The 26,623-nt window shown below is 69.8% G+C and carries 24 protein-coding genes; 5 read left to right on the plus strand and 19 right to left on the minus strand.

All coding sequences use genetic code 11. The features are described 5' to 3' along the window. Positions 1 to 38 precede the first annotated feature (38 nt). From ABZ893_RS28355 to ABZ893_RS28365, 3 genes are all read left to right on the plus strand, one after another. Positions 39 to 746, plus strand: coding sequence for a hypothetical protein (locus ABZ893_RS28355; RefSeq protein WP_361408939.1), 708 nt, complete (start codon positions 39 to 41; stop codon positions 744 to 746). 60 nt (positions 747 to 806) lie between these two features. Beyond that, positions 807 to 1,625, plus strand: a complete 819-nt coding sequence (locus ABZ893_RS28360) for a thioredoxin domain-containing protein (protein WP_361408942.1) — start codon at positions 807 to 809, stop codon at positions 1,623 to 1,625. Between the two features lie 381 nt (positions 1,626 to 2,006). Further along, positions 2,007 to 3,017: a zinc metalloprotease gene (locus ABZ893_RS28365; protein WP_361408946.1), complete on the plus strand. Its 1,011-nt coding sequence runs from the start codon at positions 2,007 to 2,009 to the stop codon at positions 3,015 to 3,017. Here ABZ893_RS28365 and ABZ893_RS28370 read toward each other — a convergent pair. From ABZ893_RS28370 to ABZ893_RS28400, 7 genes are all read right to left on the minus strand, one after another. Next, entirely contained in the window at positions 3,014 to 3,589 is a 576-nt protein-coding gene (locus tag ABZ893_RS28370; RefSeq protein WP_361408949.1) for a dienelactone hydrolase family protein, read from the minus strand. The genes ABZ893_RS28365 and ABZ893_RS28370 overlap by 4 nt on opposite strands. A 34-nt stretch (positions 3,590 to 3,623) precedes the next feature. Continuing rightward, on the minus strand, positions 3,624 to 5,213 hold the full coding sequence (locus tag ABZ893_RS28375) for a Na+/H+ antiporter (RefSeq protein WP_361408952.1): 1,590 nt from the start codon (positions 5,211 to 5,213) through the stop codon (positions 3,624 to 3,626). 127 nt (positions 5,214 to 5,340) lie between these two features. Beyond that, complete coding sequence (locus tag ABZ893_RS28380; RefSeq protein ID WP_361408955.1) at positions 5,341 to 6,114, minus strand: heparin lyase I family protein; 774 nt, start codon at positions 6,112 to 6,114, stop codon at positions 5,341 to 5,343. Between the two features lie 186 nt (positions 6,115 to 6,300). After that, on the minus strand, positions 6,301 to 6,798 hold the full coding sequence (locus ABZ893_RS28385) for a GNAT family N-acetyltransferase (RefSeq protein ID WP_361408958.1): 498 nt from the start codon (positions 6,796 to 6,798) through the stop codon (positions 6,301 to 6,303). Then, entirely contained in the window at positions 6,795 to 7,736 is a 942-nt protein-coding gene (locus ABZ893_RS28390; protein WP_361408961.1) for an RluA family pseudouridine synthase, read from the minus strand. The genes ABZ893_RS28385 and ABZ893_RS28390 overlap by 4 nt, the downstream gene beginning before the upstream one ends. Before the next feature lie 41 nt (positions 7,737 to 7,777). Beyond that, complete coding sequence (gene lspA, locus ABZ893_RS28395; protein WP_361408964.1) at positions 7,778 to 8,368, minus strand: signal peptidase II; 591 nt, start codon at positions 8,366 to 8,368, stop codon at positions 7,778 to 7,780. 216 nt (positions 8,369 to 8,584) lie between these two features. Continuing rightward, on the minus strand, positions 8,585 to 9,721 hold the full coding sequence (locus ABZ893_RS28400) for a TraR/DksA family transcriptional regulator (RefSeq protein ID WP_361408967.1): 1,137 nt from the start codon (positions 9,719 to 9,721) through the stop codon (positions 8,585 to 8,587). Between the two features lie 321 nt (positions 9,722 to 10,042). On the opposite strand from ABZ893_RS28400, the gene ABZ893_RS28405 reads away from it, so the two are divergent. After that, positions 10,043 to 10,234 carry a DUF1059 domain-containing protein gene (locus ABZ893_RS28405; protein WP_361408970.1) on the plus strand — a complete coding sequence of 64 codons (192 nt, stop codon included), beginning with the start codon at positions 10,043 to 10,045 and terminating at the stop codon, positions 10,232 to 10,234. Between the two features lie 395 nt (positions 10,235 to 10,629). Continuing rightward, positions 10,630 to 13,764: an isoleucine--tRNA ligase gene (ileS, locus tag ABZ893_RS28410; RefSeq protein ID WP_361408973.1), complete on the plus strand. Its 3,135-nt coding sequence runs from the start codon at positions 10,630 to 10,632 to the stop codon at positions 13,762 to 13,764. 241 nt (positions 13,765 to 14,005) lie between these two features. Here the strand turns inward: ileS and ABZ893_RS28415 are convergent, their stop codons facing one another. The 12 genes from ABZ893_RS28415 to murF form a co-directional block, all read right to left on the minus strand. Next, positions 14,006 to 15,181, minus strand: a complete 1,176-nt coding sequence (locus ABZ893_RS28415; RefSeq protein ID WP_361408976.1) for a DivIVA domain-containing protein — start codon at positions 15,179 to 15,181, stop codon at positions 14,006 to 14,008. Positions 15,182 to 15,227: 46 nt separating this feature from the next. Continuing rightward, positions 15,228 to 15,512, minus strand: a complete 285-nt coding sequence (locus tag ABZ893_RS28420; protein WP_361408979.1) for a YggT family protein — start codon at positions 15,510 to 15,512, stop codon at positions 15,228 to 15,230. 74 nt (positions 15,513 to 15,586) lie between these two features. Continuing rightward, a complete protein-coding gene (gene sepF, locus ABZ893_RS28425; RefSeq protein ID WP_361408983.1) occupies positions 15,587 to 16,225 on the minus strand; it encodes a cell division protein SepF in 639 nt (212 codons plus the stop codon). A 127-nt stretch (positions 16,226 to 16,352) separates the two neighbouring features. After that, entirely contained in the window at positions 16,353 to 17,072 is a 720-nt protein-coding gene (locus tag ABZ893_RS28430) for a YggS family pyridoxal phosphate-dependent enzyme (RefSeq protein ID WP_361408986.1), read from the minus strand. A 6-nt stretch (positions 17,073 to 17,078) separates the two neighbouring features. Continuing rightward, a complete protein-coding gene (gene pgeF / locus ABZ893_RS28435) occupies positions 17,079 to 17,810 on the minus strand; it encodes a peptidoglycan editing factor PgeF (RefSeq protein WP_361408989.1) in 732 nt (243 codons plus the stop codon). A 38-nt stretch (positions 17,811 to 17,848) separates the two neighbouring features. Further along, positions 17,849 to 19,072 (minus strand): cell division protein FtsZ, encoded by a 1,224-nt coding sequence (gene ftsZ / locus ABZ893_RS28440; RefSeq protein ID WP_361408992.1) that lies wholly within the window; start codon positions 19,070 to 19,072, stop codon positions 17,849 to 17,851. Between the two features lie 285 nt (positions 19,073 to 19,357). Then, positions 19,358 to 20,221: an FtsQ-type POTRA domain-containing protein gene (locus tag ABZ893_RS28445; RefSeq protein WP_361408995.1), complete on the minus strand. Its 864-nt coding sequence runs from the start codon at positions 20,219 to 20,221 to the stop codon at positions 19,358 to 19,360. A 43-nt stretch (positions 20,222 to 20,264) separates the two neighbouring features. Then, entirely contained in the window at positions 20,265 to 21,353 is a 1,089-nt protein-coding gene (murG, locus tag ABZ893_RS28450) for an undecaprenyldiphospho-muramoylpentapeptide beta-N-acetylglucosaminyltransferase (protein WP_361408998.1), read from the minus strand. A 6-nt stretch (positions 21,354 to 21,359) separates the two neighbouring features. Next, complete coding sequence (ftsW, locus tag ABZ893_RS28455; RefSeq protein ID WP_361409001.1) at positions 21,360 to 22,628, minus strand: putative lipid II flippase FtsW; 1,269 nt, start codon at positions 22,626 to 22,628, stop codon at positions 21,360 to 21,362. Between the two features lie 86 nt (positions 22,629 to 22,714). Further along, positions 22,715 to 24,154, minus strand: a complete 1,440-nt coding sequence (gene murD, locus ABZ893_RS28460) for a UDP-N-acetylmuramoyl-L-alanine--D-glutamate ligase (RefSeq protein WP_361409004.1) — start codon at positions 24,152 to 24,154, stop codon at positions 22,715 to 22,717. Beyond that, on the minus strand, positions 24,136 to 25,209 hold the full coding sequence (gene mraY / locus ABZ893_RS28465; protein ID WP_361409007.1) for a phospho-N-acetylmuramoyl-pentapeptide-transferase: 1,074 nt from the start codon (positions 25,207 to 25,209) through the stop codon (positions 24,136 to 24,138). Before mraY ends, murD begins: the two co-directional genes overlap by 19 nt. Beyond that, positions 25,206 to 26,621, minus strand: a complete 1,416-nt coding sequence (gene murF / locus ABZ893_RS28470) for a UDP-N-acetylmuramoyl-tripeptide--D-alanyl-D-alanine ligase (protein ID WP_361409010.1) — start codon at positions 26,619 to 26,621, stop codon at positions 25,206 to 25,208. Before murF ends, mraY begins: the two co-directional genes overlap by 4 nt. Positions 26,622 to 26,623 lie beyond the last annotated feature (2 nt).

A 26,623-nucleotide genomic window follows, 5' to 3' on the forward strand; every position in this document is an offset into this window, starting at 1 on the left:
AACGCACCGCGACCCTTAGGGGTCCCCTACAGAAACGCATGGCACACTCCTCCGCGATGGACGACATATCCGGGACCCAGCTCAGAGCCGTGCGCGCGGCGATCTTCACGGCACTCGTCGTGACGCTCTCCACCGCGTCGCACGTCCTGCTGTCCCGGGCTCCCCTGCCGGTGACGACGGTGGCGGCCACGGCCTGCGCCGTCTTCGTCCTCGCGTACGCGCTGGCGGGGCGTGAGCGGGGCTTCGGCCGGATAGCGGCCCTGCTCGTCCCGCTGGAGCTTGCCGCCGACACGGTCTTCACGGTGGGCCAGCGCGTCTGTTACGGCCCCGCGGGCGGCCCCGTCGCAGGCCCGCTGCACGCGGTCGGCCTGGACGTCCTGTGCGGCGGCAGCGTCGGTACGCCCCTTGCACGCATGGCCGGCGGCGACACCGACGGCGCCGCAGCGCTCCTCGCGCACACCGACCCGGCCGCCTCCTGGCTATTGCTCGGCGCGCATGTGACCGTCGGGCTGCTGGCCGCCGCCTGGCTGCGCCGGGGCGAGCAGGCGCTCGCCCAGCTGCTGCGCGCGGTCGCCGCCGTCACGTTCCGCCCGCTGATGATCGCGTTCGCCGCGGTGACCGCCGGAGCGGAGCCCGTACGCCCGCTGCCGCGGCGCCCCGCGCACCGGGTGCCGGCCGCCGTCACGAACCTGTGGGCGCACTCCGTGGGACGGCGCGGACCGCCGTGCCTCGCCCTGGCCGCCTGAGGCCCGAGCCCGCACAGCAGTCCCCCTTCCAGACTTTCGCAGAACCCACGGAGAACGATCATGAGCCAGAGGAACAGCCAGGCCGCGAAGACGGCGGCCCGCGAGCGGCTTCGCGTCGAGCGCGAGAAGCAGGCCAAGAAGGACAAGGCGAAGCGGCAGCTGATCGTCGCCGGTTCGATCGTCGCGGTCCTCGCCGTCGCCGGCGGCGTCGGCTACGCCGTGATGCAGTCGAGCAAGCCCACCGGCTGGGAGGCCGCGGCGGACGCCAAGCTCGTCAAGCCGGCGAACACGACGGGCGCCGACGGCACGACCGTGACCCTCGGCAAGGACTCCGCCAAGAAGACGATCATCGCGTACGAGGACTCGCGCTGCCCCGTGTGCGCCGCCTTCGAGCAGACCGTCGGCCCGACGGTGAAGAAGGACCTCGACTCCGGCAAGTACAAGATCCAGTACGTCGGCGCGACCTTCCTCGACAAGAACCTCACGGGCGAGGGCTCCAAGAACGCGCTCAGCGCGCTCGGCGCCGCCCTGAACGTGTCGAAGGACGCCTTCTGGAACTTCAAGGAGGCCCTGTACTCCAAGCAGTGGCACCCGGAGGAGACCACCGACAAGTTCAAGGACGACGCGTACCTCATCAAGATCGCGAACACCGTCCCGGCGCTCAAGGACAACGCCGCGTTCCAGAAGAACGTCAAGGACGGCACCTATGACAAGTGGGCGCTCGTGATGTCGAAGAAGTTCGACGACAACAAGTACGGCGTCCAGGGCACCCCGTCCTTCGTCATGGACGGCAAGAAGATCACCGGCGCCGACGGCCAGAACGCGCCGAGCACGGTCGCCGACTGGAACACGGCCGTGGACAAGGCGCTCAAGGGCTGACCTCCCGTCACGGGACGCACAGGCGACGAGCGGGCGAACCCTCCGGGGTTCGCCCGCTCTCCTCGTGAACGCACCGACGCAGGCCCACAGGTCAATTCCGGCCAGTCGTACGCGCGTTGACAAGCCATCGCACCGCTACGGCGGGTGGTGCCGCCCGCAGACCGAATGCGGACACATTGCCCGCCGCGGTCACCGCTCCCGTCACGTCCGCGTCTCAAACTCCGGACACCGCGCGAAAATTTCTCCCCGTTGGCCCGATTCGCCGGATGAAGAACGGCATTCGATTGGGCCAGAACAACGCTCTCTTCGGTGTGACATGGGCACGTAATCTCCCCGCGGCGGTGAGGAAGTTCCTCCCCCACCCGTCCGCGAGGAGTCCGCATGACCGCTCTCGCCCGAATATCTCCGCTGCTGCGCCGGCGTCTGCTCGGCACCGCGCTGATGGCCGGAACCCTGGCCGTCGCCCCGCTGTCCGCCCCGACGGGGAGCGCCGCGACCGCCAAGGCCTCGGCCGCCAAGTCCTCGGCCGGCGCCGAGAAGTGCGCCGACAGCGGCAATGCCCTGGCCCGCATGAAGAAGCCCACGGGAACGGACAACGCGCACGAGCCGAACGCGGTCAGCGCCGCCAGGGCCAAGGCCATGGACACGGACCTGCGCGGCAGACTCGACAAGATGCGCGCGAACGGCACGCTCTCCAGAGGCCTCGCGGCCGCGTCGACCACGATCCCGGTCTACGTCCACGTCATCCACGACGGCACGACCGGCAACCTCTCGGCGACGTCGATCACCAAGCAGATCGACGTCCTGAACGCGGCCTACAGCGGCCAGGGCACCGGCAACACCGACTCGGGCTTCCAGTTCACGCTGGCCGGCACCGACTACACGGACAACGCGGCTTGGTACAACGGCATCGCGCCGGGCTCCGCCGCCGAGAAGGCCATGAAGTCCACGCTCCGCAAGGGCGGCGCGAACGCCCTCAACTTCTACACGGCGAACCTCGGCCAGAGCCTGCTCGGCTGGGCGACCTTCCCGTCCTCGTACAAGTCGGCCCCGTCCGACGACGGCGTGGTCATCCTCGACACCTCGCTGCCGGGCGGCGCCGCGACCAACTACAACGAGGGCGACACCGGCACCCACGAGATCGGCCACTGGCTGGGGCTCTACCACACGTTCCAGGGCGGCTGTAACGGCAACGGCGACTACGTCTCCGACACCCCGGCCGAGAAGACCCCCGCGTACCAGTGCCCGACCGGCCGCGACTCCTGCACCAACAAGCCGGGCGCCGACCCGATCCACAACTTCATGGATTACACGTACGACTCCTGCATGACGCAGTTCACCGCGGGCCAGGTGCAGCGCATGAAGGACAGCTGGACCGCCTACCGGGGCTAGCCCTGGAGCGTTTCGAGGAAGCCGAGTGCCACCCGCCAGGTGGCCTCGGCCGCCTCGGCGTCGTAGTCCGGCAGTTGGGGGTCGGTGTAGACGTGACCGGCGCCCGCGTAGCGGTAGATCTCGACGTCGGCGCCGGCCTTGCCCATCTGGAGGTACCAGGCGCTCAGCCAGTCGTCGGTCTCGAACTGGTCCGGCTCGGCGACATGCAGCTGTACGGGCAGCTCGTCCACGGACGCGTTCTCGGCGATGTCCGACGTGCCGTGCAGGAGCAGCAGGCCGCGCGCCTTCTCGTCGCCGAGGGCCAGGGTCTGCGCGACCGAGGCGCCGAGGGAGAACCCGGCGTAGACGAGCCCGCGCTCGGAGTAGGGGGCGGCGGCCAGGATCGCGCGCTTGAGCAGCTCGTCCTTGCCGATGCCCTCGTTGAAGGCCATGCCCTCCTCGACGGTGTCGAAGGTACGGCCCTCGAAGAGATCCGGGGTCCACACCTCGTGCCCGGCGCCGCGCAGCCGGTCGGCCGCTTCGAGGACGGCGGGGCGCAGGCCGTACGTCGAGTGGAAAAGCATGATGTTCATGGCCCCCATGGTGCCATCCGGCCTGCCCACGGCCTCAGCGCAGGCTGCGCACGTCGAGGTGGCGCAGGACGCGGTCGACGATCTCCGGGTCGGCGCCCGGTTCGCTGCGCGCCGAGAGGACTTCGTGGCGGGCGGCGGACAGCAGCTCGTTCTGGATGCGGCGGACGCGCTTGATCCGCTGGACGCGCTGGGCGTGGGCCTCCTTGCGTTCCTCGCTGCCCATCTCGGGGTTGATGCGCAGGCCGATCTCGTAGGCGCGGCGGATCATCAGGTCGGTGAGGTCGTCGGGCAGATCCTCGACCTCCTCGATCTCCTTGAGGCGGTGCTTGGCGGCCTTGGCCGCGCGGATCGCGAGCTGTTTCTCGTACTCCTGCTCGGCCTCGGTGTCCGCCTTGACGTTCAGCTTGCGCACCAGCCAGGGCAGGCTCAGGCCCTGGAGGACCAGGGTGGCCATGATGACGCCGAACGCGATGAAGATGATCTCGTCGCGGTCGGGGAACGGGGTTCCGTCGTCCTTGCTGAACGGGATGGCGAGGGCCAGCGCGACCGAGGCGACACCGCGCATTCCGGACCACCACATGATCACGGCCTCCTGCCAGGAGACCGGGATGTCCTCGTCGAGGTCGTGGCGCCGCGCGTGCAGCCGCCGCGTCAGCCAGGTCGCGGGGAGCAGCCACAGCAGGCGTACGAGGATGACGACGAGCACGATCGCCCCGGCCCAGCCGAGCATCTGGCTCCAGTGACCGGCGGCCGTCCGCAGGGCGTTGTGCAGTTCGAGGCCGATGAGGCCGAAGGCGACGCCGGTGACGAGGGTGTCGACGATGTCCCAGAAGGCGCGTCCGGTGAGCCGGGTGAGGACGTCGTCGGCGTCGAAGGCGTACTCGGTGAGGAAGAGCGCCGTGACGAGCACGGCGAGCACACCGGAGCCGTGCAGCGACTCGGCCAGGACGTAGGAGGCGTACGGCAGGAGGAGGGTGAGGCCGATCTGGAGGGTGGAGTCGCCGAGCAGGGACATGAGTTTGTTGGCGGTCCAGCCGATCGCGAGTCCTACGGCGAGCGCGACGACGGCGGACAGGAGGAGCGAGAGCGCGGCCGACGACCACGAGAAGCTGCCGCCGACGACTGCGGCGATCGCCACGTGGTACAGCACGATCGCGGTCACGTCGTTGAACAGGCCCTCGCCCTCCAGGGTCGACACCAGGCGCCGGGGCAGGCCGAGTTGACCGGCGACGGCGGTCGCGGCCACCGGGTCGGGGGGTGCCACGAGGGCACCGAGCGCGATGGCGGCGGCGATGCCCAGGCCCGGCACGATGGCGTTGGCGACGAAGCCGACGGCGGCTGTGGTGACGAAGACGAGGGCGACGGCGAGCAGGAAGATCGGCCGTCTGTTCGCGGCGAACTGCCGCCATGACGTGCGTTTCACGGCCGCGTAGAGGAGCGGTGGCAGCAGCACCGGCAGGATCAGGTCGGGGTCGACCTGCACGTTCGGTACGAACGAGGGCAGGGCCAGGACGATGCCGAGCAGCGTCATCAGGACCGGTGCGGGCAGGCCGAGCCTGTCGCCGAGGGGGACGCTCAGCAGCGCGCCGAGCAACAGCACGAACAGCAGGGCCAACTGATCCACGGCGGGCGCTCCGGCAGGTGTCGGCAGTCAGGACATAGGACGATCAAGCCAAAGCCTGCCATGCGCGACACGATGTGGTGATTTGTGGCGCGAAAGTCCCTGTCGCCGACTCCTGCCGGGGTGCGTTCTACGGGGCCGCGTCCGCGTAACTGGTCGCCACCTTGGCCCCGTTGAGATAGGCCGTGGCCGCTCCCTTGACCCCGTCGGAGCGGTACACGCCCCACTTGTCGGTGACCCAGTCGCCCCGCAGCGTCGCGCCGGTGAAGGACGGGCTCCCCTTCAGTTCCTGCGGCCGGCCGTCGTACCAGAACCGGACGGAGCCCTTCGCCGGGTCGTCGGACACCTTGATCCCGACCACGAACGAATGCCATTCGCCGGTCTTGAGGGGCGCGTTCCACAGCCGCGTCGTCTTGAGATCCGGGTCAGCGTGTTCGAGGTCGACCGTGCCGTCGCCGCGCGCCCTGAGGGACAGCGGCGGCGTCGAGGCGCCGGCGCCGTAGTCCTTGAGCTGCCACAGGACGACCCAGTCCCCGGCGCGGGTGGGCAGCGGCTTCCACATGGAGCGCCAGCCGACGTAGACGGTGTCGCCCTCCTCGAAGCGCAGCCGCGCTCCGTCCGGCGTCCGGTGCCCGCGTGTCTCCACCCGCACCCGGTCCACGTCGGAGATCTTGTCGCCCGAGGTGGCGAGCTTGTACGTCCGGCCGTAGCGGCCGCTGGGGTCGTCCACGACGGAGACGGTCCCCGGTTTCTTCTCGACGCCCTCGAAGACGGCGGTGCCCTTCGCGGGGTCGGCCTGCCAGAGCGGGGCACCGGCCGCCTGCTCGCCGGTCACTTCCTCGCCGGCGGCGCTCCAGGTCCCGGCGAGACCCAGCAGCCCGGCCGCGGCCACAGCGGCGACCATGCCCATGACATTACGGTCCTTACGGTGCTTCCCAGGTGGTGCTGTGCGCATCCCTAGCTCCGTACGTGGGGGGGGGTGGTTACGCGAACGTAGGGGCGTGGCGAGTCCAGCGTCAAGGAGAACTGGAAACTTTCCTAACAACGCCCTCGGCCTATCCCGGGCTACCGCCGGCGGCCACCGCGCGCCCTACGCCTCCGGCTGCCCCAGCGCCTTCCGCATGGCGCGGTGCGGAATGCCCGCGTCAGGGAACTCCGGCCCGTAGACCACGTAACCGAGACGCTCGTAGAACCCCAGCGCGTGTGTCTGAGCGTGCAGGTCCACGGCGGCGAGACCCCGCTCCGCGGCGGCGTCCTCGATGGCCCGCACGAGGGCGACGCCCACGCCGAGCCCGCGCGCGGCCTTCGTCACCGCGAGGCGCCCGAGCGCTCCGACGCTCGCGTCCCCGCCGTTCTTCGCGACGGCGGCCTCACCCGTCAGCAGCCGCCCCGTCCCGAGCGGCTCCCCGTCCGAGCGCCGTGCGAGGACGTGCACCGTGCCGTACCCGCGGTCGTAGACGTCGTACTCCAGCTCCTCCGGGACGCGCTGCTCGACGACGAAGACCTCCCGGCGCACACCGAAGCACGCCTCCAGGTCGGCCTCGCTGTCGGCGACGCGCACCCCGTACGCGGCGGCAGGCGAGCTCACGCGCTCTCGGCCCGCACGCGGTCGAGGGCCTTCTGCAGGTCCTCGGGGTACTCGCTGGAGAACTCCACCCAGGAGCCGTCGGCCGGGTGCTCGAAGCCGAGCCGCACCGCGTGCAGCCACTGCCGCGTGAGGCCGAGCCGCTTCGCGAGCGTCGGGTCGGCGCCGTACGTCAGGTCGCCGGCGCAGGGGTGCCGGTGGGCGGCCATGTGCACGCGGATCTGGTGCGTACGGCCGGTCTCCAGCTTGATGTCGAGGAGGCTGGCGGCGCGGAACGCCTCGATGAGGTCGTAGTGCGTGACGGAGGGCTTGCCGTCGGCGGTCACGGCCCACTTGTAGTCGTGGTTCGGGTGGCGCCCGATGGGGGCGTCGATCGTGCCGCTCATCGGGTCCGGGTGGCCCTGGACCAGCGCGTTGTAGCGCTTGTCCACGACGCGCTCCTTGAACTGGCGCTTCAGGGACGTGTACGCGCGCTCCGACTTGGCGACGACCATGAGGCCGGAGGTGCCGACGTCGAGCCGGTGCACGATGCCCTGGCGCTCGGCGGCGCCCGACGTGGAGATCCGGTACCCGGCGGCGGCGAGGCCGCCGATCACGGTCGTGCCGGTCCAGCCGGGGCTGGGGTGCGCGGCGACGCCGACCGGCTTCATGATCACGACGATGTCGTCGTCGTCATGGATGATCTCCATGCCCTCGACGGGCTCGGCGACGATCTGCACCGGGGCGGGCGCCTGCGGCATCTCCACCTCGAGCCAGGCCCCGCCGTGCACGCGCTCGGACTTCCCGACGACCGAGCCGTCGACCGCCACCTTCCCCGACGCGGCGAGCTCGGCCGCCTTGGTGCGGGAGAAGCCGAACATGCGGGAGATGGCGGCGTCGACACGCTCGCCCTCCAGGCCGTCGGGCACGGGCAGGGTACGGATCTCGGGAATCGTGCTCACCCATTGAGTATGCAGGAGCCCGCCGGCACTCCGGGACCGCGTCAGTCCTTGTGCACCGTTCCGTCCGGGTCAAGGCCCCGGAACGACAGGATCACGATGAGGATGCCGCCGCACACGATCGCCGAGTCCGCGAGGTTGAAGACGGCGAAGCCCTTGGGTGCGATGAAGTCGACCACGGCCCCTTCGAAGATGCCGGGCGAACGGAAGATCCGGTCCGTGAGATTGCCGAGCGCCCCGCCGAGGAGCAGCCCCAGGGCGATCGCCCAGGGCAGGCTGTAGAGCTTGCGCGCGAGCCGGGCGATCACGACGATCACGGCCGTGGCGATCACGGTGAAGATGATCGTGAAGGCCTCGCCGATCCCGAACGCGGCGCCCGCGTTCCTGATCGCCTCCAGTTGCAGCCAGTCACCGATGACCTTGATCGGCTCGTGGTGCTCCAGCTTCGCGACCACGATCATCTTGCTGACCAGGTCGAGGACGAACGCGAACGCGGCCACCGCGAACAGCACGGCGATCTTCCGCTTGCCCTTGGGCCGCTCCTGGGCCTGCTGGGTCTCCTCGCCCTGCTCGGGCCCGTCTGCCCCCGCGTCCGGGGTGTCCGGAGTACCGATGACGCGCTCCGCCTCTGCCACGTGAGTCCCTCAACCTAGGTGCCTGACTGAGGACGAGAGTACGGCACACACCCCCGCCCTCAGCAGCCAAGGAGCGCCATCTGGCGCGCGTGCCGACGATCGGCCGCAGCCGGTCCCGACGATCAGCCGCCGCCCGTGCCGAGGATCACCGACCGCCCGTGCCGGCGATCGGTGACCGACCCGCACCTCCGACCGGTGACCCATCAGTAGCGACGGTCAGTAGCGGCGCTCCTGCTTCTGCTTGCACTCGACACACAGGGTGGCTCTCGGGAAGGCCTGCATCCGCGCCTTGCCGATCGGGTTCCCGCAGTTCTCGCAGATCCCGTACGTCCCCGCGTCCAGCCGTTCCAGGGCGCGCTCGGTCTGCTGGAGCATCTCGCGGGCGTTGGCGGCGAGGGACAGCTCGTGCTCGCGCGTGATGTTCTTCGTGCCGGTGTCCGCCTCGTCGTCGCCCGCGCCGTCACCGGAGTCCCGCATCAGTCCGGCGAGCGACTTCTCGGAAGCCTCGATCTCGCTGTTCAGACGCAGCGCCTCGCTCTGGAGCTCGGCCCGCGCCTCCTCGACCTCGGCCGGGGTCCAGGGGTCCTCGCCCGGCCGTACGGCGAGCTCGCCCGGCTCCACTGCCGCGACCCGCGCCTTCGGCACCGAACGGGGCTTCTTCGCGGTGGCCGTGCCGGGGGTCTTCTTCGCAACCACAGTCGTGGCTCCCGTCGTCTTCGCGGCCGCAGCCGCGCCATCGGCCGCGGACGCGACCGTTTTCTTCTCCGCGCCCTTGTGGCCCGCCTTGTGACCGGCGGTCTTCTTCGTGGCGCTCTTCTTGGCGGCGCCCTTGTCGGCGGCGCCTTTCGCGGCAGTGCCCTTCTCGGCGGCGTGCGTGGTCTTCGCAGGCTCAGTGGGTTCCGCCGCGGCCTTGGCTGTCGTCTTCGCAGGCTCCGCGGGTTCCGCTGCGACCTTGGCCGTCACCTTCACAGGCTCCGCCGCGGCCTTGGCCGTCACCTTCACAGGCTCCGCCGCGGCCTTGGCCGTCACCTTCGCCGGCTTCGCGGGTTCCGACGCCGCCTCGGCCGTCGCCTTCACGGCCTTCGCCGCCTTCTTCGTCGCCGCCCCCTTGGCAGCACTCTTCGTAGCGTTCGCCTTCTTCGTGGTCTTCGCGGTAGTGGTCTTCGCGGTACCGGTCGCCTTCGCGGCGGCGGCACCGCTCTTCTTGGCCGCGGCTTTAGCCGCCGTCTTCGTCGCCGTACTAGTCGCTTTCGTCGCCGTACTCGTCGCTCTCGCCGGCTTCGCCTCCTCGGCCGCGGCCTTCGCGCCGGCGGATGCCTCACGCACCCCCGAAGCAGTCTTTTTCGCCACCATGGCCGCGGCCCCTTCACATATCTGTGATCTTGCTCGCGAGTCGTGCTGGGACGATAAATCGACTTCTGACCCGCGGCAACGGGGCACACCGCCCGATGCACCCGCCCCGCACGTCCCACGCGGCGGACTTGCAAGCGTTGTGCCCAGCTCCCCGCCCGGTAATCCGCCGGCGGCCCCGGCGCAAGGATCGGCCTGCCCCCATGTCGCCATTCGGGTCAGCGCACACACCGTCCGCACACCCCGCCCGGAACCCTCTGGCCGACCTCTCCCGCACCGCCTCACCGGAATAAAATGGGGCCAAAGCTAAGAAGGTGCTTCATCATGCGCAAAGTAGCCGACTGCCGCGACATGCCCAGCGAGACGAACTGCACCCTCGCCATAGCGGGCGAGGAGGACGAGGTCGTCCGCGCGGCCTCCGAACACGCGGTGTCCGTCCACGGTCACGCCGACACCCCCGAACTCCGCGACATGATCCGCAGCGGACTCAAGGACGAGATCCCCCAGCACGCCTGACCCCAGCCTGACCCCGGCCGCCCCGGCCCCGTCCCGCCGCCGCCCCGAATATCCGGTCGGCCCCGTCCCCGCGAGGCCCGTACACTGGGCGGAGCGAGAAGCGTGGATGGGGCCGAGTAGCGCCGTACGCAGCCTTGAGCGACCCGGGGACGGTGGAAGCCCGGGGGCGAGCGCGACGCGAAGATCACCCCGGAGCCGCCGGAAGAAAACCCCGCACGCGGGGCGAGTAGACCCGGCATCGCGACCCCAATGAGGGGGCTCACCGGAGCAGACAGCGCCCCGGCGAGCCAAGGAGGGTGGTACCGCGGGAGCGCGCCGCACACGGCGTCCGTCACAGACGAAGCTCTCGTCCCTCCGACGGAGACGGAAGAACAGTGTCCGCCGGAGGAAGATCGATGACGTACCGCCAGGTGCCCGCCCAGGTCGACCTGCCCGCCCTCGAGCACGCCGTGCTCGACTTCTGGCGCGAGCAGAAGATCTTTGCCAAGAGCTTGGAGCAGTCCGAAGGACGCCCCGAGTGGGTGTTCTACGAGGGCCCGCCCACGGCCAACGGTATGCCGGGCGCCCACCACATCGAGGCCCGCGTCTTCAAGGACGTCTTCCCGCGCTTCCGCACCATGCGCGGCTACCACGTGGCCCGCAAGGCCGGCTGGGACTGCCACGGCCTGCCCGTGGAGCTGGCCGTCGAGAAGGAGCTCGGGTTCAACGGCAAGAAGGACATCGAGGCGTTCGGCATCGCCGAGTTCAACGCCCGGTGCCGCGAGTCCGTGACCCGCCACACCGACGCCTTCACCGAGCTCACGACCCGCATGGGTTACTGGGTCGACCTCGACGACGCGTACCGCACGATGGACCCCGAGTACATCGAGTCGGTCTGGTGGTCGCTCAAGGAGATCTTCAACAAGGGCCTGCTGACCCAGGACCACCGCGTCGCCCCCTGGTGCCCGCGCTGCGGCACCGGCCTCTCGGACCACGAGCTGGCCCAGGGCTACGAGACGGTCGTCGACCCCTCGGTCTACGTCCGCTTCCCGCTCACCTCGGGCCCGCTGGCCGGCGAGGCCGCGCTCCTCGTGTGGACGACGACCCCGTGGACGCTCGTCTCGAACACCGCGGTCGCCGCGCACCCGGACGTCCGCTACGTCGTCGCGACGAACGGTGAGGAGAAGGTCGTCGTCGCCGAGCCCCTCGTCGAGAAGGCTCTCGGTGAGGCCTGGGAGACGACCGGCCAGTCCTTCACCGGCGCCGAGATGGAGCGCTGGAACTACCAACGCCCGTTCGAGCTCGTGGAGTTCCCGGCTCCGGCGCACTTCGTGGTGAACGCCGAGTACGTCACGACCGAGGACGGCACCGGCCTCGTCCACCAGTCCCCCGCCTTCGGTGAGGACGACCTCAAGGTCTGCAAGGCGTACGGCCTGCCGGTCGTGAACCCGGTCCGTCCCGACGGCACCTTCGAGGAGGAGGTCCCGCTCGTCGGCGGCGTCTTCTTCAAGAAGGCCGACGAGCGGCTCACCGAGGACCTCAAGGACCGCGGCCTGCTCTTCCGCCACGTCCCGTACGAGCACAGCTACCCGCACTGCTGGCGCTGCCACACGGCGCTGCTCTACTACGCGCAGCCGTCCTGGTACATCCGCACGACGGAGATCAAGGACCGTCTCCTCCAGGAGAACGAGGGCACCAACTGGTTCCCTGAGAACGTGAAGCACGGCCGCTTCGGCGACTGGCTGAACAACAACATCGACTGGGCGCTGTCCCGCAGCCGCTACTGGGGCACCCCGCTGCCGATCTGGCGCTGCGAGGAGGGCCACCTCACCTGCGTCGGCTCGCGCGCGGAGCTCTCCGAGCTGACGGGCACGGACCAGGCGGAGCTCGACCCGCACCGCCCGTTCATCGACGACGTCACCTTCTCCTGCACCCACGAGGGCTGCGCGGCGACGGCCACGCGCGTGCCCGAGGTCATCGACGCCTGGTACGACTCGGGTTCGATGCCGTTCGCGCAGTGGGGCTACCCGTACAAGAACAAGGAGATCTTCGAGAGCCGGTACCCGGCGCAGTTCATCTCGGAGGCCATCGACCAGACCCGTGGGTGGTTCTACACACTCATGGCGGTCGGCACGCTCGTCTTCGACAAGTCGAGTTACGAGAACGTCGTGTGCCTCGGCCACATCCTGGCCGAGGACGGCCGCAAGATGTCCAAGCACCTGGGCAACATCCTGCAGCCGATCCCGCTCATGGACCAGCACGGCGCGGACGCGGTGCGCTGGTTCATGGCGGCCGGCGGCTCCCCGTGGGCCGCGCGCCGCGTCGGCCACGGCACGATCCAGGAAGTCGTCCGCAAGACGCTCCTGACGTACTGGAACACGGTCGCCTTCCAGGCCCTCTACGCCCGGACGTCCGACTGGTCGCCGAGCGAGGCGGACCCGGCCCCGGCCGACCGCACCCTGCTCGACCGCTGGCTGCTCTCCGAACTCCACGCGCTCACCGACCAGGTGACGAAGGCCCTGGAGGCCTACGACACCCAGCGCGCCGGCAAGCTGCTCTCCTCGTTCGTCGACGACCTGTCGAACTGGTACGTGCGCCGCTCCCGCCGCCGCTTCTGGCAGGGCGACAAGGCCGCGCTGCGCACGCTGCACGAGGTCGTGGAGACGGTCACGCGGCTCATGGCGCCGCTGACGCCGTTCATCACGGAGCGGGTCTGGCAGGACCTGATCGTCCCGGTCACGCCGGACGCCCCCGAGTCGGTCCACCTGTCCACGTGGCCCGAGGCCGACCTCGACGCCATCGACCCGGAGCTGTCGCGGCAGATGGTGCTCGTGCGGCGCCTCGTCGAGCTGGGCCGTGCCACGCGCGCGGAGTCGGGCGTCAAGACGCGTCAGCCGCTGTCCCGCGCGCTGGTCGCGGCGGCGGGCTTCGAGACCCTCCACCCCGAGCTGCACACACAGATCACGGACGAGCTGAACGTCACATCGCTGGCGTCGCTCTCCGAGGTGGGCGGTTCGCTGGTCGACACGACGGCGAAGGCGAACTTCCGCGCTCTCGGCAAGCGGTTCGGCAAGGGCGTCCAGGCGGTCGCCAAGGCCGTCGCCAATGCCGACGCGGCCGCGCTCTCCTTGGCGCTGCGCGAGGGTACGGCGTCGGTCGAGGTCGACGGCGAGACCATCTCGCTCGCGCCGGACGAGGTGATCATCACGGAGACCCCGCGCGAGGGCTGGTCCGTCGCCTCGGACTCCGGCGCCACGGTCGCGCTCGACCTGGAGATCACGGAGGAGCTGCGTCAGGCGGGTCTGGCCCGTGACGCGATCCGCCTGATCCAGGAGGCCCGTAAGAACAGCGGTCTGGATGTCGCGGACCGGATCGCGCTGCGCTGGGCGTCCACGGAGCCGGCGGTCGTCTCGGCCCTGTCCGAGCACGCGGCCCTGATCGCGGACGAGGTCCTCGCGACGGACTTCGCCCAGGGCGACGCGGACGACAGTTACGGCGAGACGTTCACGGACGAGCCCCTCGCCCTGACGTTCCGTCTGCGCAAGGCGTAGCCGACGACCGAAGGCCCGGTCCCGCCAAAGAATCTTGGCGGGACCGGGCCTTCGGCGTTTCGTCCCTACGTACAGCTGAACGTTTCTGCACCCCGTCCATGAACCCGTGTACGACGCCCCGCGACACCCCGCGACGCCCTTGCGACGCCCCCGCCCGACGCAGGCAAAAGAGCGGGGCCCCCGGAGATTTCCGGGGGCCCCGCTCTGAACGCTGCCGACGCCTAAGGCGTGGTCACGCCCGTCAGTTGTCGTCCTCGTCGATGAGGAACCCGCGCATCGGCGACGGGGCCTGCTGCATCGGCGCCGGACCCTGCGGCCGGACCGGAGCCATCGGCTGGGTCATGGCCGGGGACATCTGCTGCTGGCCGCCGTAGGACGGGCCGGCCGCCGGCTGGTTGCCGCCCATGGTCTGGTTGCCGCCGTAGGACGGGGCACCCGCACCGGCCGACGCCATGGAAGGCGCGGGGGACGGCGGCAGCGACGCGGTCGCCGGGGTCCGCGGGGGAGCCAGCGAGTCGTCGGCCTGGGTCTCCAGCTGACGCAGCTGCGACTCAAGGTAGGACTTCAGACGCGTGCGGTACTCGCGCTCGAAGCCGCGCAGGTCCTCGACCTTGCGCTCCAGCGTGGCGCGAGCGGACTCGAGCGAGCCCATCGCGACGCGGTGCTTCTCCTGCGCGTCCCGCTCCAGGGCGTCGGCCTTGGCACGGGCGTCCCGCTCCAGGCCCTCGGCGCGGCTGCGGGCCTCGCCGACGATCTTGTTGGCCTCGGAACGGGCCTCCGCGATCGCCTGGTCGGCGGTCTGCTGCGCGAGGGAGAGGACACGGGCGGCGCTGTCGCCACCGGGGCCCTGACCGGGCTGGGGCATCTGCGGACCGTGACCGCCCATGGGGCCACCCATGGGACCGCCCATCGGGCCGCCCATCTGCGGCTGGAGCTGACCCTGGCCCAGCTGGCCCTGGCCGAGCTGGTTCTGCCCGGGGTGGCCCTGACCACCCATCGGACCCTGGCCCATCGGACCGGGACCCTGCGGGCCGCCCTGCGGACCGTGTCCGCCGGGGCCTGCCGGCAGCTGAGGCGCACCGCTCGGCAGCTGAGGCGGGCCGCCCATGGGGCCACCCATCTGCTGCTGCGGCTGCACCGGCTGCGGGCCCGATATTGCGGCGGGCACCGGAGCCCCGGGACCGCGCTGGTCCTGCGGTTCCGGAGGCTTGCGCATTCCGCCCTGCTGCTGGTTCTGCGCGGCGGCGCGGGTGGCTGCGGCGAGCTTCGCGCGCAGGTCCTCGTTCTCTCGGAGAAGGCGGGTCAGTTCGCCTTCGACCTCGTCGAGGAAGGCATCGACCTCGTCCTCGTCATAGCCTTCTCGGAGGCGGACGGTCGTGAACTGCTTGTTCCGCACGTCCTCGGGGGTCAACGGCATCTCTTCACCTCAACGTAGTCGTCGGCATTCGGCAAGACCGTATCGTTCACAGCCGGCTCACGACGGAGATCAGGATGTAGACGATGATCATCAGTACGAAGAAGGACAGGTCGAGCGCCACGCCCCCGAGACGCAGCGGCGGAATGAACCGCCGCAGAAGCTTGAGCGGTGGATCAGTGACAGTGTAGGTGGCCTCAAGTACGACCACCATCGCCTTGCCGGGCTGCCACGAGCGGGCGAACTGGAAGACGTAGTCCATGACCAGCCGGAAGATCAGCACGATGAGGAAGCACATCAGCGCGATGTGGACAACATCCAAAAACACGCGCATGTCCGCGGTTCCCTCTCCCCTGTGTCTCGTGCTCTGTGACTGGTACTGCTCCGGCACTTCACCGGTGCTGCGTCTCAGCTCTGGTTGAAGAACCCGCCCTCTGCGATGCGGGCCTTGTCCTCCGCCGTGACATCGACGTTAGCAGGCGACAACAGGAACACCTTCTGCGTCACCCGCTCAATGCTCCCGTGAAGCCCGAAGACGAGTCCGGCGGCAAAGTCGACAAGTCGCTTCGCGTCGATGTCGTCCATCTCCGTCAGATTCATGATCACCGGAGTGCCCTCACGGAAGTGTTCCCCGATGGTACGGGCCTCGTTGTACGTCCGCGGGTGCAGCGTCGTGATGCGGTAGGGCTCCCGCTCGGACACAACCTTGGGCATGATCACCGGTGCGTTCTTCTCCAGGCTCTGGCGTTCAGGTGTGATGGATGCCACGGGGGCGATTCGCGCCGGACGTCCGGATTCCGCTGGCAGCGGGGCCGGTTCGCGCTGGGCGGGGGGCTGAACCACTCGTACCGATTCGTCCCGTTGGGACTGGTGTGGCTGATGAGTGTTGTGCGACTGATGTGACGGTTCGTGCCGCCTGCGGTCCCGCTCGGGCTCCGGGTCCAGCTCGGGTTCGAAGTCGTCGTCGGGGTCGAACCCCCGGCCGTCGTAACCGTCGTCCTCCACGAGGCCGAGGTAGACCGCCATCTTGCGCATCGCGCCGGCCATTGCTCTGAGTCCTCCGCTCTGTGGTGGATCGGCTGACGTCAACCGAAGTGCCCGCGATCCACCTGATCTCCCCGCCCATCAGCGAGAATGACCATATTTTCTGCTGTGGTCCGACTTCTTGGCGACGTTACCCGAGCCTGGGTCGGACTCCGAGTACCGCAGTACCGACGCGCACATGTGTCGCTCCGGCCGCAACGGCCTGTTCGAGGTCCGCACTCATCCCTGCTGACACCATGTTCGCAGCCGGATGAGCGCGGCGCAGGTCAGTCGACAAATCCATCAGCCGCTCGAACGCCGCCTGTTGGCGACCGGCGTACTCACCGGTCAGCGGCGCGACCGTCATCAGACCGTCGAGACGCAGACCCGGAGCGTCCGCCACAAGTGCGGCCAACTCCCCGATTCCGCCCGGTCCTACGCCACCGCGCTCGCCCCGCCCGTTCTCCTCGGCGTCGAGTGCGACCTGGATCAGGCAGCCCAGTTCGCGCTCGGCCCGCACGGCGGCGGTCGACAGCGCGGTGACGAGCCTCGACCGGTCGACGGACTGCACGAGAGAGGCATAACCGGCCACGGAGCGCACCTTGTTGGTCTGCAACTGACCGACGAAGTGCCACCTCAGCGGCAGGTCCGCGCATTCCGCGGCCTTGGGCGCCGCATCCTGGTCGCGGTTCTCCGCCACATCTCGTACACCGAGTTCCGACAAGATCCGCACATCACTGGCGGGGTACGTCTTGGTGACCACGATCAGGGTCACGTCCTCGCGCTTGCGACCGGCGGCGGCGCACGCCGAAGCGATACGGTCCTCCACCTGTGCGAGGTTCGCTGCGAGTTGAGCCTTACGGTCCGTCATGTCCCATCAGTCCAGCCAGACATAGCCGGCGAGCCGACCGGTGGTGCGGTCGCGGCGGTACGAAAAGTGGTCGTGCGACTCGAGGGTGCACACCGGCGACTTGTGCCGGTCGCGCACCCCGAGGCGCTCCAACTGGGCGTGCACTGCGCCGGTCACGTCGACGGCGGGGGTGCCCCAGCTGGTTTCGGCGTACGCCGCGGGTTCCACGGCGGCCACCTCGGCGCGCATCGCGCCGGGGACTTCGTAGCACTTCCCGCACACGGCGGGCCCGGTCCTGGCGACGATGCGGGCGGGGTCGGCGCCCAGTTCCACCATCGCCGCGACGGCGGCGGGGACGACTCCGGCGATCATGCCGGGCCGTCCCGCGTGAGCGGCGGCGGCGATCCCCGCGACGGGGTCGGCGAGCAGAACGGGGGTGCAGTCCGCGGTGAGCACCGCGAGGGCGAGTCCGCGCCGGGCGGTGACGATCGCGTCGACGGAGGGGATGTCTTCCGGCGATCCCCAGGGTCCGTCCACGACGGCTACGTCGGGGCCGTGCACCTGGTTCATCCAGACCACGTGGGCCGGGTCGAGGCCGAGTGACTCCGCCGCGGTCTTGCGGTTGGCGAGTACGGCGGCCGAGTCGTCCCCGACCGCGCCGCCGAGATTGAGCTCCTCGTACGGAGCGGCGCTCACCCCGCCCCACCGGTCGGTGAAGGCGAAGTGGGCGCCGCTCGCGTGGTCGCGCTGTCCTATCACTTCAGGACTTCACTTCTGCATCTCGCGTGAACCGGACATCACTTGAGGAAGTCCGGGACGTCGAGCTCCTCGGCCTGGCTGTCCTGGTAGGGACGGGCCGCCGGGACCTGCGGCGGGGTGACCGGGGCGGACGGGATGTCGTTCGTCGGGGCGGGCGCGGGCGCCGGCTCGACGGGCTCCGGGATCTGCGGCTCATCGCGCGGGGTGACGCTGCCGAGGCCGCCGAAGGACGGGCGGGACTCGGCGGGGCGCGACGCGGGCTCCTCGCGCTTGGCGGTCGTGCTGCCGATCACGTTCTCCCGCTTGTTCGGCGGCTGTCCGCCGTCGAAGCCTGCCGCGATGACCGTGACCCGCACCTCGTCACCCAGGGCGTCGTCGATGACGGCACCGAAGATGATGTTGGCCTCGGGGTGCGCGGCCTCACTGACCAGCTGCGCGGCCTCGTTGATCTCGAAGAGACCGAGGTCGGAGCCGCCGGAGATGGAGAGCAGCACGCCGCGGGCGCCGTCGATGGAGGCCTCGAGGAGCGGCGAGGAGATCGCCATCTCCGCGGCGGCCACCGCACGGTCGTCGCCACGGGCCGAGCCGATGCCCATGAGGGCCGAACCGGCCTCGGACATGACCGACTTGACGTCGGCGAAGTCGAGGTTGATCAGGCCGGGGGTGGTGATCAGGTCGGTGATGCCCTGGACACCGGAGAGCAGGACCTGGTCCGCCGACTTGAAGGCGTCGAGGACGGAGACCTGCCGGTCCGAGATGGACAGGAGCCGGTCGTTGGGGATGACGATGAGGGTGTCGACCTCTTCGCGGAGCTCCGCGATGCCGTCCTCCGCCTGGTTCGCCCTGCGGCGGCCCTCGAAGGTGAACGGCCGGGTGACCACACCGATCGTCAGGGCGCCCAGCGAGCGGGCGATGTTGGCGACGACAGGTGCGCCGCCGGTGCCGGTGCCACCGCCTTCGCCGGCGGTGACGAAGACCATGTCGGCCCCCTTGAGGACCTCCTCGATCTCCTCGCGGTGATCCTCGGCCGCCTTGCGGCCGACGGCCGGATTGGCTCCGGCGCCGAGTCCGCGGGTGAGTTCACGGCCGACGTCGAGCTTGACGTCCGCGTCGCTCATCAACAGGGCTTGCGCGTCGGTGTTGATGGCGATGAACTCGACGCCCTTGAGACCGACCTCGATCATCCGGTTGATGGCATTGACACCACCGCCGCCGACACCGATGACTTTGATGACTGCGAGGTAGTTCTGCGGTGCTGCCACGTCGAAGGCCTCTCGCCTCGAGTTACGTGTCGCCGCCTCGCATATGTACGTTGCGACGACTGATGCCGAATTGGGGCGGCCCGGACTACTTGTCTGCCGACCCGAACCCTAACGCTGAAGTTTAGGGTTACCAGTGTGTCTGTTCCCTGGACTCTTCCGAACAGGACACTAAGTCGACAAGTGGCGCGCGTTCAACGAACACGCCGAACCTCCCGTTTTTCTTTTCACCCTATGTGATCAGCCGTAGCAGTGCCCAACCAGGGTGCTGGCCTGCGCCGATATGCGTCAACTCCCTGATGACGCAGGGGCGGTGGGAACACTCACATCGAAGTGCCGCGCCTTCGGGGCGGCTTTCATGAGTGCGACGAGCGAGGACGCCTTCAAGCGGCCCTTCTCGCCGCTCCCCCACGCGACGGTCCGGCCGCCGGCCAGATCGAGGGAGACGGAGTCGTACGAACGGACCTTGACGGCGCGGGTGTCGTGGGCGACGGCCCTGGGCAGGTCGCGTGCGATCCGGACTGCTTCGCGCACGAGGGCGTCGGCGCCGAAGCGGCGCAGGCTCGCGAAGGCGCCTGCCTGATCCGGCGTCAATTCCAGAAGCGGAACGCCCGCGGGCGCCTTCTGGACGGTGGCGAATCGGACACCCTTGGCGTCCACTTCGACGAACTTGCCCGCCTTGGCGTCACTTTCACCATTTACGCCACTCTGACCACTCTGGCCAATGTCGCCCTTTGCCCCTTTTTCGACAATGAGCACCGGCTTGCGCTCGATCACTTTCAATGTGATTCCGTGCGGCCAGGAACGCTCGACATCGACCGAGTCGATACGGGGCAATTTCCGGCGAAGTCGGTCCGCAATGGCATCGGTGTCGACTGAAATCATCGGCGCGCCGACCGGAACGGCCGCGGCCGCGCGCACCTCCGCCGGCGTCAGCACCTCGGTCCCCGAGGTCGTCACCCGCTCCGCCCTGAGCCACTGCGAGCCGTAGAGCAGCCAGACGACTCCCGCGGAGAGCAGCACGAGGCCGACCCCGGCGAGGATCAGGACGCGCGGGCGCGGGAGTTTCAGGCGGGGCCCCCGAGGGGGCCGGGGCGGGCCGGACTTCGGCTTCTGCCGCTCACCGCGATCTGCAGTCGTAGCGCCGGCCACACTCCCTGCCTTCCATCACTGCCACGCCGTCGGGCCACTGGGGCTAACGGCGGGACCTGATCGCCTCGTAGACCATGCCGACGAGCAGTTCGTCGGCGTCCCGGCGGCCGAACTCGGAGGCGGCGCGGGACATCTCGTACAGCCGGTGCGGGTCGCCGAGGACGGGGAGGACGTTGCCCATGATCCACTCGGGCGTCAGTTCCGCGTCGTCGACCAGCAGGCCGCCGCCGGCCTTGACCACCGGCTGGGCGTTGAGCCGCTGTTCGCCGTTGCCGATGGGCAGCGGGACGTAGGCGGCGGGGAGCCCGACGGCGGAGAGTTCGGCGACGGTCATCGCGCCCGCGCGGCAGAGCATCATGTCGGCCGCGGCGTACGCGAGGTCCATCCGGTCCACGTACGGTACCGGGATGTACGGGGGCATCCCCGGCATCTGCTGGACCTGCGGCAGTTCGTTCTTCGGGCCGACCACGTGCAGGATCTGGATGCCGGACTGCTGGAGCAGCGGGGCGACGCGCTGGACGACCTCGTTGAGGCGGCGGGCGCCCTGGGAGCCGCCGGAGACCAGCAGCGTCGGCAGGTTCGGGTCGAGGCCGAAGGCGGCGCGCGCCTCGGGCCGCACCCGGGCCCGGTCGAGCGTGGCGATGGTGCGGCGCAGCGGGATGCCCACGTACCGGGCGTCGCGCAGCTTGCTGTCGGGCGTGGAGACCGCGACGCCTGCCGCGTAACGCGAGCCGATCTTGTTGGCGAGGCCGGGGCGGGCGTTGGCCTCGTGCACGACGATCGGCACACCGAGGCGCTTGGCGGCGAGGTAGCCGGGCAGGGCGACGTAGCCGCCGAAGCCGACGACGCAGTCCGCCTTGGTGCGCTCCAGGATCTGCTCGGCCGCCTTGATGGTGCCGCGCAGCCGGCCCGGGACGGTGATCAGTTCAGGCGTCGGCTTGCGCGGCAGCGGTACGGCGGGGATCAGCGCGAGTTCGTATCCGCGCTCGGGTACGAGCCGCGTCTCGAGCCCCTTCTCCGTACCGAGGGCCGTGATGCCCACGGTCGGGTCCTGCCTGCGCAGGGCGTCCGCGAGGGCGAGCGCGGGCTCGATGTGGCCGGCGGTCCCCCCGCCGGCGAGTACGACATGCACCGAAATTCACCGCTCTCCGGACGTACGCGCCGAGGCGCGCCGTCGCATCGTGTTCCATCTCATCCGAGGCTGCCGCATGGCCAGGGCCGCCTTCGCCGCGGGTTCGTCCCGCGCGAAGGCGATCAGAAGTCCTACGGCGAACATGGTCGGAAGCAAGGCCGACCCCCCGTACGAGAACAGCGGGAGCGGGACACCGGCGATCGGCAGGAGACCGAGCACCGCACCGAGGTTGACCACGGCCTGGGCCGTGATCCAGGTGGTCACGCCACCCGCGGCGTACCTCACGAAGGGGTCCTCCGTGCGTCCGGCCACGCGGATACCCGCATAGCCTAGAGCCGCGTACAGGGCGAGCACCGACAGCGTCCCCGCGAGGCCCAGTTCCTCACCGGTGACGGCGAAGATGAAGTCGGTGTGCGCTTCGGGGAGTTGGCCCCATTTTTCCACACTCGCCCCCAGGCCGGAACCGAAGAATCCGCCGGAGGCGAGGGCGTAGATGCCGTGCAGTCCCTGCCAGCAGATGTCGTCGGGGCCCGCGTCCGTGGCGCCGAGGCAGGACAGCCGCTGCATACGGTTCGGGCTCGTCCTGATCAGGAAGAAGGCGATCGTGGCCGCGACGGAGAGCACGCCGGCGAACAGGCGCGTGGGCGCCCCGGCGAGCCACAGCAGGCCGAAGAGGATGGCGGTGAGGAGGATCGTCGTCCCCATGTCGCCGCCCAGCATGATCAGTCCGAGCAGCAGGAAGGTGACCGGGACGAGCGGCACCAGCATGTGCTTCCACTGGGTCAGCAGTCGCTTGTCGTGCTTGCGCGCCATGAGGTCGGCGCCCCACAGGACGAGGGCCAGCTTGCCGAACTCGCTGGGCTGGAGCATGAAGGGGCCGCCGAGGGAGATCCAGTTCCGGTTGCCCCCGATGGTGACTCCGATCCCCGGCACCTGCACGAGGGCCATCAGGAAGACGCTGACGGCGAGCAGCGGGTAGGCGAGCGCCCGGTGCAGCTTCACCGGCATCCGCATCGCCGCGAACATCATGATCCCGCCGATGGTCGCCGCGAGGAACTGCTTGCGGAAGTAGTACGAGCTGGGCAGCCCGTTCTGCAACGCCGTGATCATGGACGCGGAGTAGACCATCACGAGGCCGAGGACCGTGATCAGGAGGCTGGAGCCGAGGATCAGGTAGTAGGCGGTGAGAGGGCGGTCCCAGGCGCGGCGGGCCTGGAGGTAGAGGCGCTGCGCGGGGCTGACCCGGGTCTGCCGGGCCGTGCCGGTTCCTGCCATCAGCGCACCCCACCGCTGTACGACGACGACGCTGCCACGATCCCCTCCCGAGGGTGCCCGGCGTCACCGGGCACCCGAAGGCCCCGTCAGACGCTGGCGGAGCCGAGCGCGCGGACCGCATCCGCGAACGCTTCGCCACGCTTGTTGTAGTTGGTGAACATGTCCATCGACGCGCAGGCCGGGGCCATCAGCACCGTGTCCCCCGGTCGTGCGAGCCGCGCGGCTTCCTGGACCGCCGCGGACATCGCCCCAGTGTCGGTCCGGTCGAGGTCGACCACCGGGACCTGCGGGGCGTGTCGCGCCAGGGCTTCGGCGATCAGCGCGCGGTCCTGGCCGAACAGGACGACGCCCCGAAGGCGCTTCGCGGAACCGGCCACGAGCTCGTCGAACGTGGCGCCCTTGGCGAGCCCGCCGGCCATCCACACGATCGACTCGTAGGCGGCCAAGGAGGCTTGCGCGGCATGGGTGTTGGTCGCCTTGGAGTCGTCGACGTAGGCGACCCCGTCGACGTCCGCGACGTGCGCGATGCGGTGCGCGTCGGGTGTGAACGCGCGCAGTCCGTCGCGTACGGCGGAGGGGTTGACGCCGAAGGCGCGCGCGAGGGCGGCGGCCGCGAGGGCGTTGGCGATGTTGTGCGGGGCTGGCGGGTTGACGTCCCCGACCTCGGCCAGCTCCTGGGCGTTCTTCTGCCGGTTGTCGACGAAGGCGCGGTCGACCAGGATGCCGTCCACGACGCCGAGTTGGGAGGGGCCGGGGGTGCCGAGGGTGAAGCCGATGGCGCGGGCACCTTCCTCGACGTCGGCCTCGCGGACCAGGTCCTCGGTGGCCTTGTCCGCGACGTTGTAGACGCAGGCGACCTGATTGCCCTCGTAGATACGGCCCTTGTCGTGGGCGTACGCCTCCATGGAGCCGTGCCAGTCGAGGTGGTCGGGCGCGAGGTTGAGGACGGCCGCGGAGTGGGCGCGCAGCGAGGGCGCCCAGTGCAGCTGGTACGAGGAGAGTTCGACGGCGAGCACGTCGTACGCGTCGTCGCCCTCCAGGATCACGTCCACGATCGGGGTGCCGATGTTGCCGACGGCCGCGGTGCGCAGGCCGGCCGCGCGCAGGATCGAGGCGAGCATCTGCGTCGTGGTGGTCTTGCCGTTGGTGCCGGTGATGGCGAGCCAGGGGGCGGCGCCGGGGCCGCGCAGACGCCAGGCGATCTCGACGTCGCCGACGACGTCGACGCCCGCCTCGGCCGCCGCCGCGAAGAGCGGTGACGTGGGCTTCCAGCCCGGCGAGGTGACGACGAGGTCGGTGCCCGCGGGGAGCGTCTCGGCGTCCCCGAGGCGTACGGAGATCCGCTCTGCTTCGAGGAGAGCCGCTCTCTCGCGGTGGGCATCGCTGTCGCCGCCGTCCACGACGGTGACCGAAGCGCCGAGGCCGGCCAGGGCGCGGGCGGCACTGATGCCGCTCACGCCGAGACCGGCGACGGTGATGTTCTTGCCCTGCCAGGGGGACGAAGTCGTCACTTGTCCGCTGCCCATCCCGCGTAGAAGAGGCCGAGTCCGACGATCACGCACATGCCCTGGATGATCCAGAAGCGGACCACGACAAGGACTTCGGACCAGCCCTTGAGTTCGAAGTGGTGCTGCAGTGGCGCCATGCGGAAGACGCGCTTGCCGGTGAGGCGGAAGGAGCCGACCTGGATGACCACGGACATGGTGATCAGGACGAACAGGCCGCCGAGCAGGGCGAGCAGGAACTCCGTACGGGAGCAGATGGCGAGGCCCGCGAGGGCGCCGCCGAGCGCGAGGGAGCCGGTGTCACCCATGAAGATCTTGGCGGGCGAGGTGTTCCACCACAGGAAGCCGAAGCAGGCGCCCATCAGGGCGGAGGCGACGACCGCCAGGTCGAGTGGGTCTCTGACCTCGAAACAGGCCGCCGGGTTGGTGAGGGTCTGCGCGTTGGCGCAGGACTCCTGGAACTGCCAGACACCGATGAAGGTGTACGCGCCGAAGACCATCACGGAGGCGCCGGTGGCGAGGCCGTCGAGACCGTCCGTGAGGTTCACGCCGTTCGACATCGCGAGGATCATGAACAGCGCCCAGACCACGAACAGGACCGGGCCGATCGTCCAGCCGAAGTCCTGCACGAAGGAGAGCTTCGTGGAGGCCGGGGTGTTGCCGCGGTTGTCGGCGAACTGGAGCGAGAGCACCGCGAAGGCGATACCGACGGTCAGCTGGCCGGCCATCTTCGCCTTGGCCCGCAGGCCGAGCGAACGCCGCTTGACGATCTTGATGTAGTCGTCGAGGAAGCCGACCAGGCCCATGCCGCCCATCAGGCCGAGCACGAGCAGGCCCGACAGGGTCGGCGAGGCGCCGGTGATGACCTTGCTCAGGAAGTACGCGATGAACGTCGCCAGGATGAAGGCGATACCACCCATCGTCGGCGTACCGCGCTTGCTGTGGTGCTCGCGCGGGCCGTCGTCACGGATGTACTGGCCGTAACCCTTGCGGGCAAGGAGCTTGATCAGCAGCGGCGTCCCGACCAGGGTCAGGAAGAGGCCGATCACACCCGCGAAGAGGATCTGCTTCATCATCGGGCATCAGCCCCGGCGTCGATGCCGCTGTCGAGCAGCGCCTGTGCCACGCTCTCCAGGCCCACCGACCTGGAGGCCTTCACGAGCACGACGTCACCCGGGCGCAGCTCGCTGCGCAACAGGTCGACCGCCGCCTGTGCGTCGGACACGTGCACCGACTCCTCACCCCACGAACCCTCGTTGTAAGCGCCCAGTTGCAGCCAGGACGCTTCCCTGCCCCCGACTGCCACGAGCTTGCTGACGTTGAGCCGGACGGCGAGCCGTCCGACGGCGTCGTGCTCGGTCAGCGACTCGTCGCCGAGCTCGGCCATCTGTCCGAGCACCGCCCACGTACGGCGCCCCTTGCCCATGGCCGCGAGCGCGCGCAGGGCGGCTCGCATGGACTCGGGGTTCGCGTTGTAGGCGTCGTTGACGATCGTCACGCCGTCCGGGCGCTCGGTGACCTCCATACGCCAGCGGGACAGCGTGCCCGCTTCGGAGAGCGCGAGCGCGATCTCCGGGGCGGACATGCCGAGTTCATGGGCGACGGCGGCCGCGGCGAGCGCGTTCGACACGTGGTGCTCACCGTACAGGCGCAAGGTCACGTCGCTGCACCCGGAGGGTGTGCGAAGGCTGAAGGAGGGCTGTCCGTTCTCCGTGAGACGGACATTCTCGGCGCGTACGTCGGCGTCGGCGCCCTCTCCGAAGAGCAGCACCTTCGCCTTCGTGCGGGAGGCCATCGCGCGGACGAGTGGGTCGTCCGCGTTGAGGATCGCGGTGCCGCCGTCCTCGGCGCTCGGCAGCGCCTCGACGAGTTCACCCTTCGCTTGTGCGATCTGCTCGCGTCCGCCGAACTCGCCGATGTGGGCGGTGCCGACGTTGAGGACGACGCCGACCTTCGGGGGTGTTAGGCCCGTCAGGTACTGGATGTGGCCGATGCCGCGGGCGCCCATCTCCAGGACGAGGTAGCGGGTCTCGTCGGTGGCGGTCAGCGCGGTGAGGGGCAGCCCGATCTCGTTGTTGAGCGAGCCGGGGGTGAAGACCGTGGGGGCGTCGCGGCGCAGGACCTGGGCGATCAGGTCCTTGGTGCTGGTCTTGCCCGCGGAGCCGGTGAGGGCGACGAGGGTGGCGCCGAGCCGCTGGACGACGTGGCGCGCGAGGGCGCCGAGCGCCGTCTGCACGTCCTCGACGACGATGGCGGGCACGCCGACCGGGCGGGAGCCGAGTACGGCCACCGCGCCCTTGTCGATCACGTCGGCCGCGTAGTCGTGGCCGTCGACGCGCTCGCCGACGAAGGCGGCGAACAGGCTGCCGTCCTCGACCTTCCGGGAGTCGATGACGACGGGTCCGGTCACCTGGACCGACGGATCCGGTATGTCGTACGTCTGCCCGCCGACGACTGTGGCGATCTCGGCGAGGGAGAGGGCGATCACAA

This window comes from Streptomyces sp. NPDC046821 (genome assembly GCF_040645335.1).
Lineage (GTDB): Bacteria > Actinomycetota > Actinomycetes > Streptomycetales > Streptomycetaceae > Streptomyces.

Excerpts from the sequence above, each read along its gene's own strand:
- ABZ893_RS28355 (WP_361408939.1), top strand. The coding sequence starts at position 39 with ATGGCACACTCCTCCGCGATGGACGACATATCCGGGACCCAGCTCAGA.
- ABZ893_RS28360 (WP_361408942.1), top strand. The coding sequence starts at position 807 with ATGAGCCAGAGGAACAGCCAGGCCGCGAAGACGGCGGCCCGCGAGCGG.
- ABZ893_RS28365 (WP_361408946.1), top strand. The coding sequence starts at position 2,007 with ATGACCGCTCTCGCCCGAATATCTCCGCTGCTGCGCCGGCGTCTGCTC.
- ABZ893_RS28370 (WP_361408949.1), bottom strand. The coding sequence starts at position 3,589 with ATGAACATCATGCTTTTCCACTCGACGTACGGCCTGCGCCCCGCCGTC.
- ABZ893_RS28380 (WP_361408955.1), bottom strand. The coding sequence starts at position 6,114 with ATGGTCGCCGCTGTGGCCGCGGCCGGGCTGCTGGGTCTCGCCGGGACC.
- ABZ893_RS28400 (WP_361408967.1), bottom strand. The coding sequence starts at position 9,721 with ATGGTGGCGAAAAAGACTGCTTCGGGGGTGCGTGAGGCATCCGCCGGC.
- ABZ893_RS28405 (WP_361408970.1), top strand. The coding sequence starts at position 10,043 with ATGCGCAAAGTAGCCGACTGCCGCGACATGCCCAGCGAGACGAACTGC.
- ileS (WP_361408973.1), top strand. The coding sequence starts at position 10,630 with ATGACGTACCGCCAGGTGCCCGCCCAGGTCGACCTGCCCGCCCTCGAG.
- ABZ893_RS28415 (WP_361408976.1), bottom strand. The coding sequence starts at position 15,181 with ATGCCGTTGACCCCCGAGGACGTGCGGAACAAGCAGTTCACGACCGTC.
- ABZ893_RS28420 (WP_361408979.1), bottom strand. The coding sequence starts at position 15,512 with ATGCGCGTGTTTTTGGATGTTGTCCACATCGCGCTGATGTGCTTCCTC.
- sepF (WP_361408983.1), bottom strand. The coding sequence starts at position 16,225 with ATGGCCGGCGCGATGCGCAAGATGGCGGTCTACCTCGGCCTCGTGGAG.
- ABZ893_RS28430 (WP_361408986.1), bottom strand. The coding sequence starts at position 17,072 with ATGACGGACCGTAAGGCTCAACTCGCAGCGAACCTCGCACAGGTGGAG.
- ftsW (WP_361409001.1), bottom strand. The coding sequence starts at position 22,628 with ATGGCAGGAACCGGCACGGCCCGGCAGACCCGGGTCAGCCCCGCGCAG.
- murD (WP_361409004.1), bottom strand. The coding sequence starts at position 24,154 with ATGGGCAGCGGACAAGTGACGACTTCGTCCCCCTGGCAGGGCAAGAAC.
- mraY (WP_361409007.1), bottom strand. The coding sequence starts at position 25,209 with ATGATGAAGCAGATCCTCTTCGCGGGTGTGATCGGCCTCTTCCTGACC.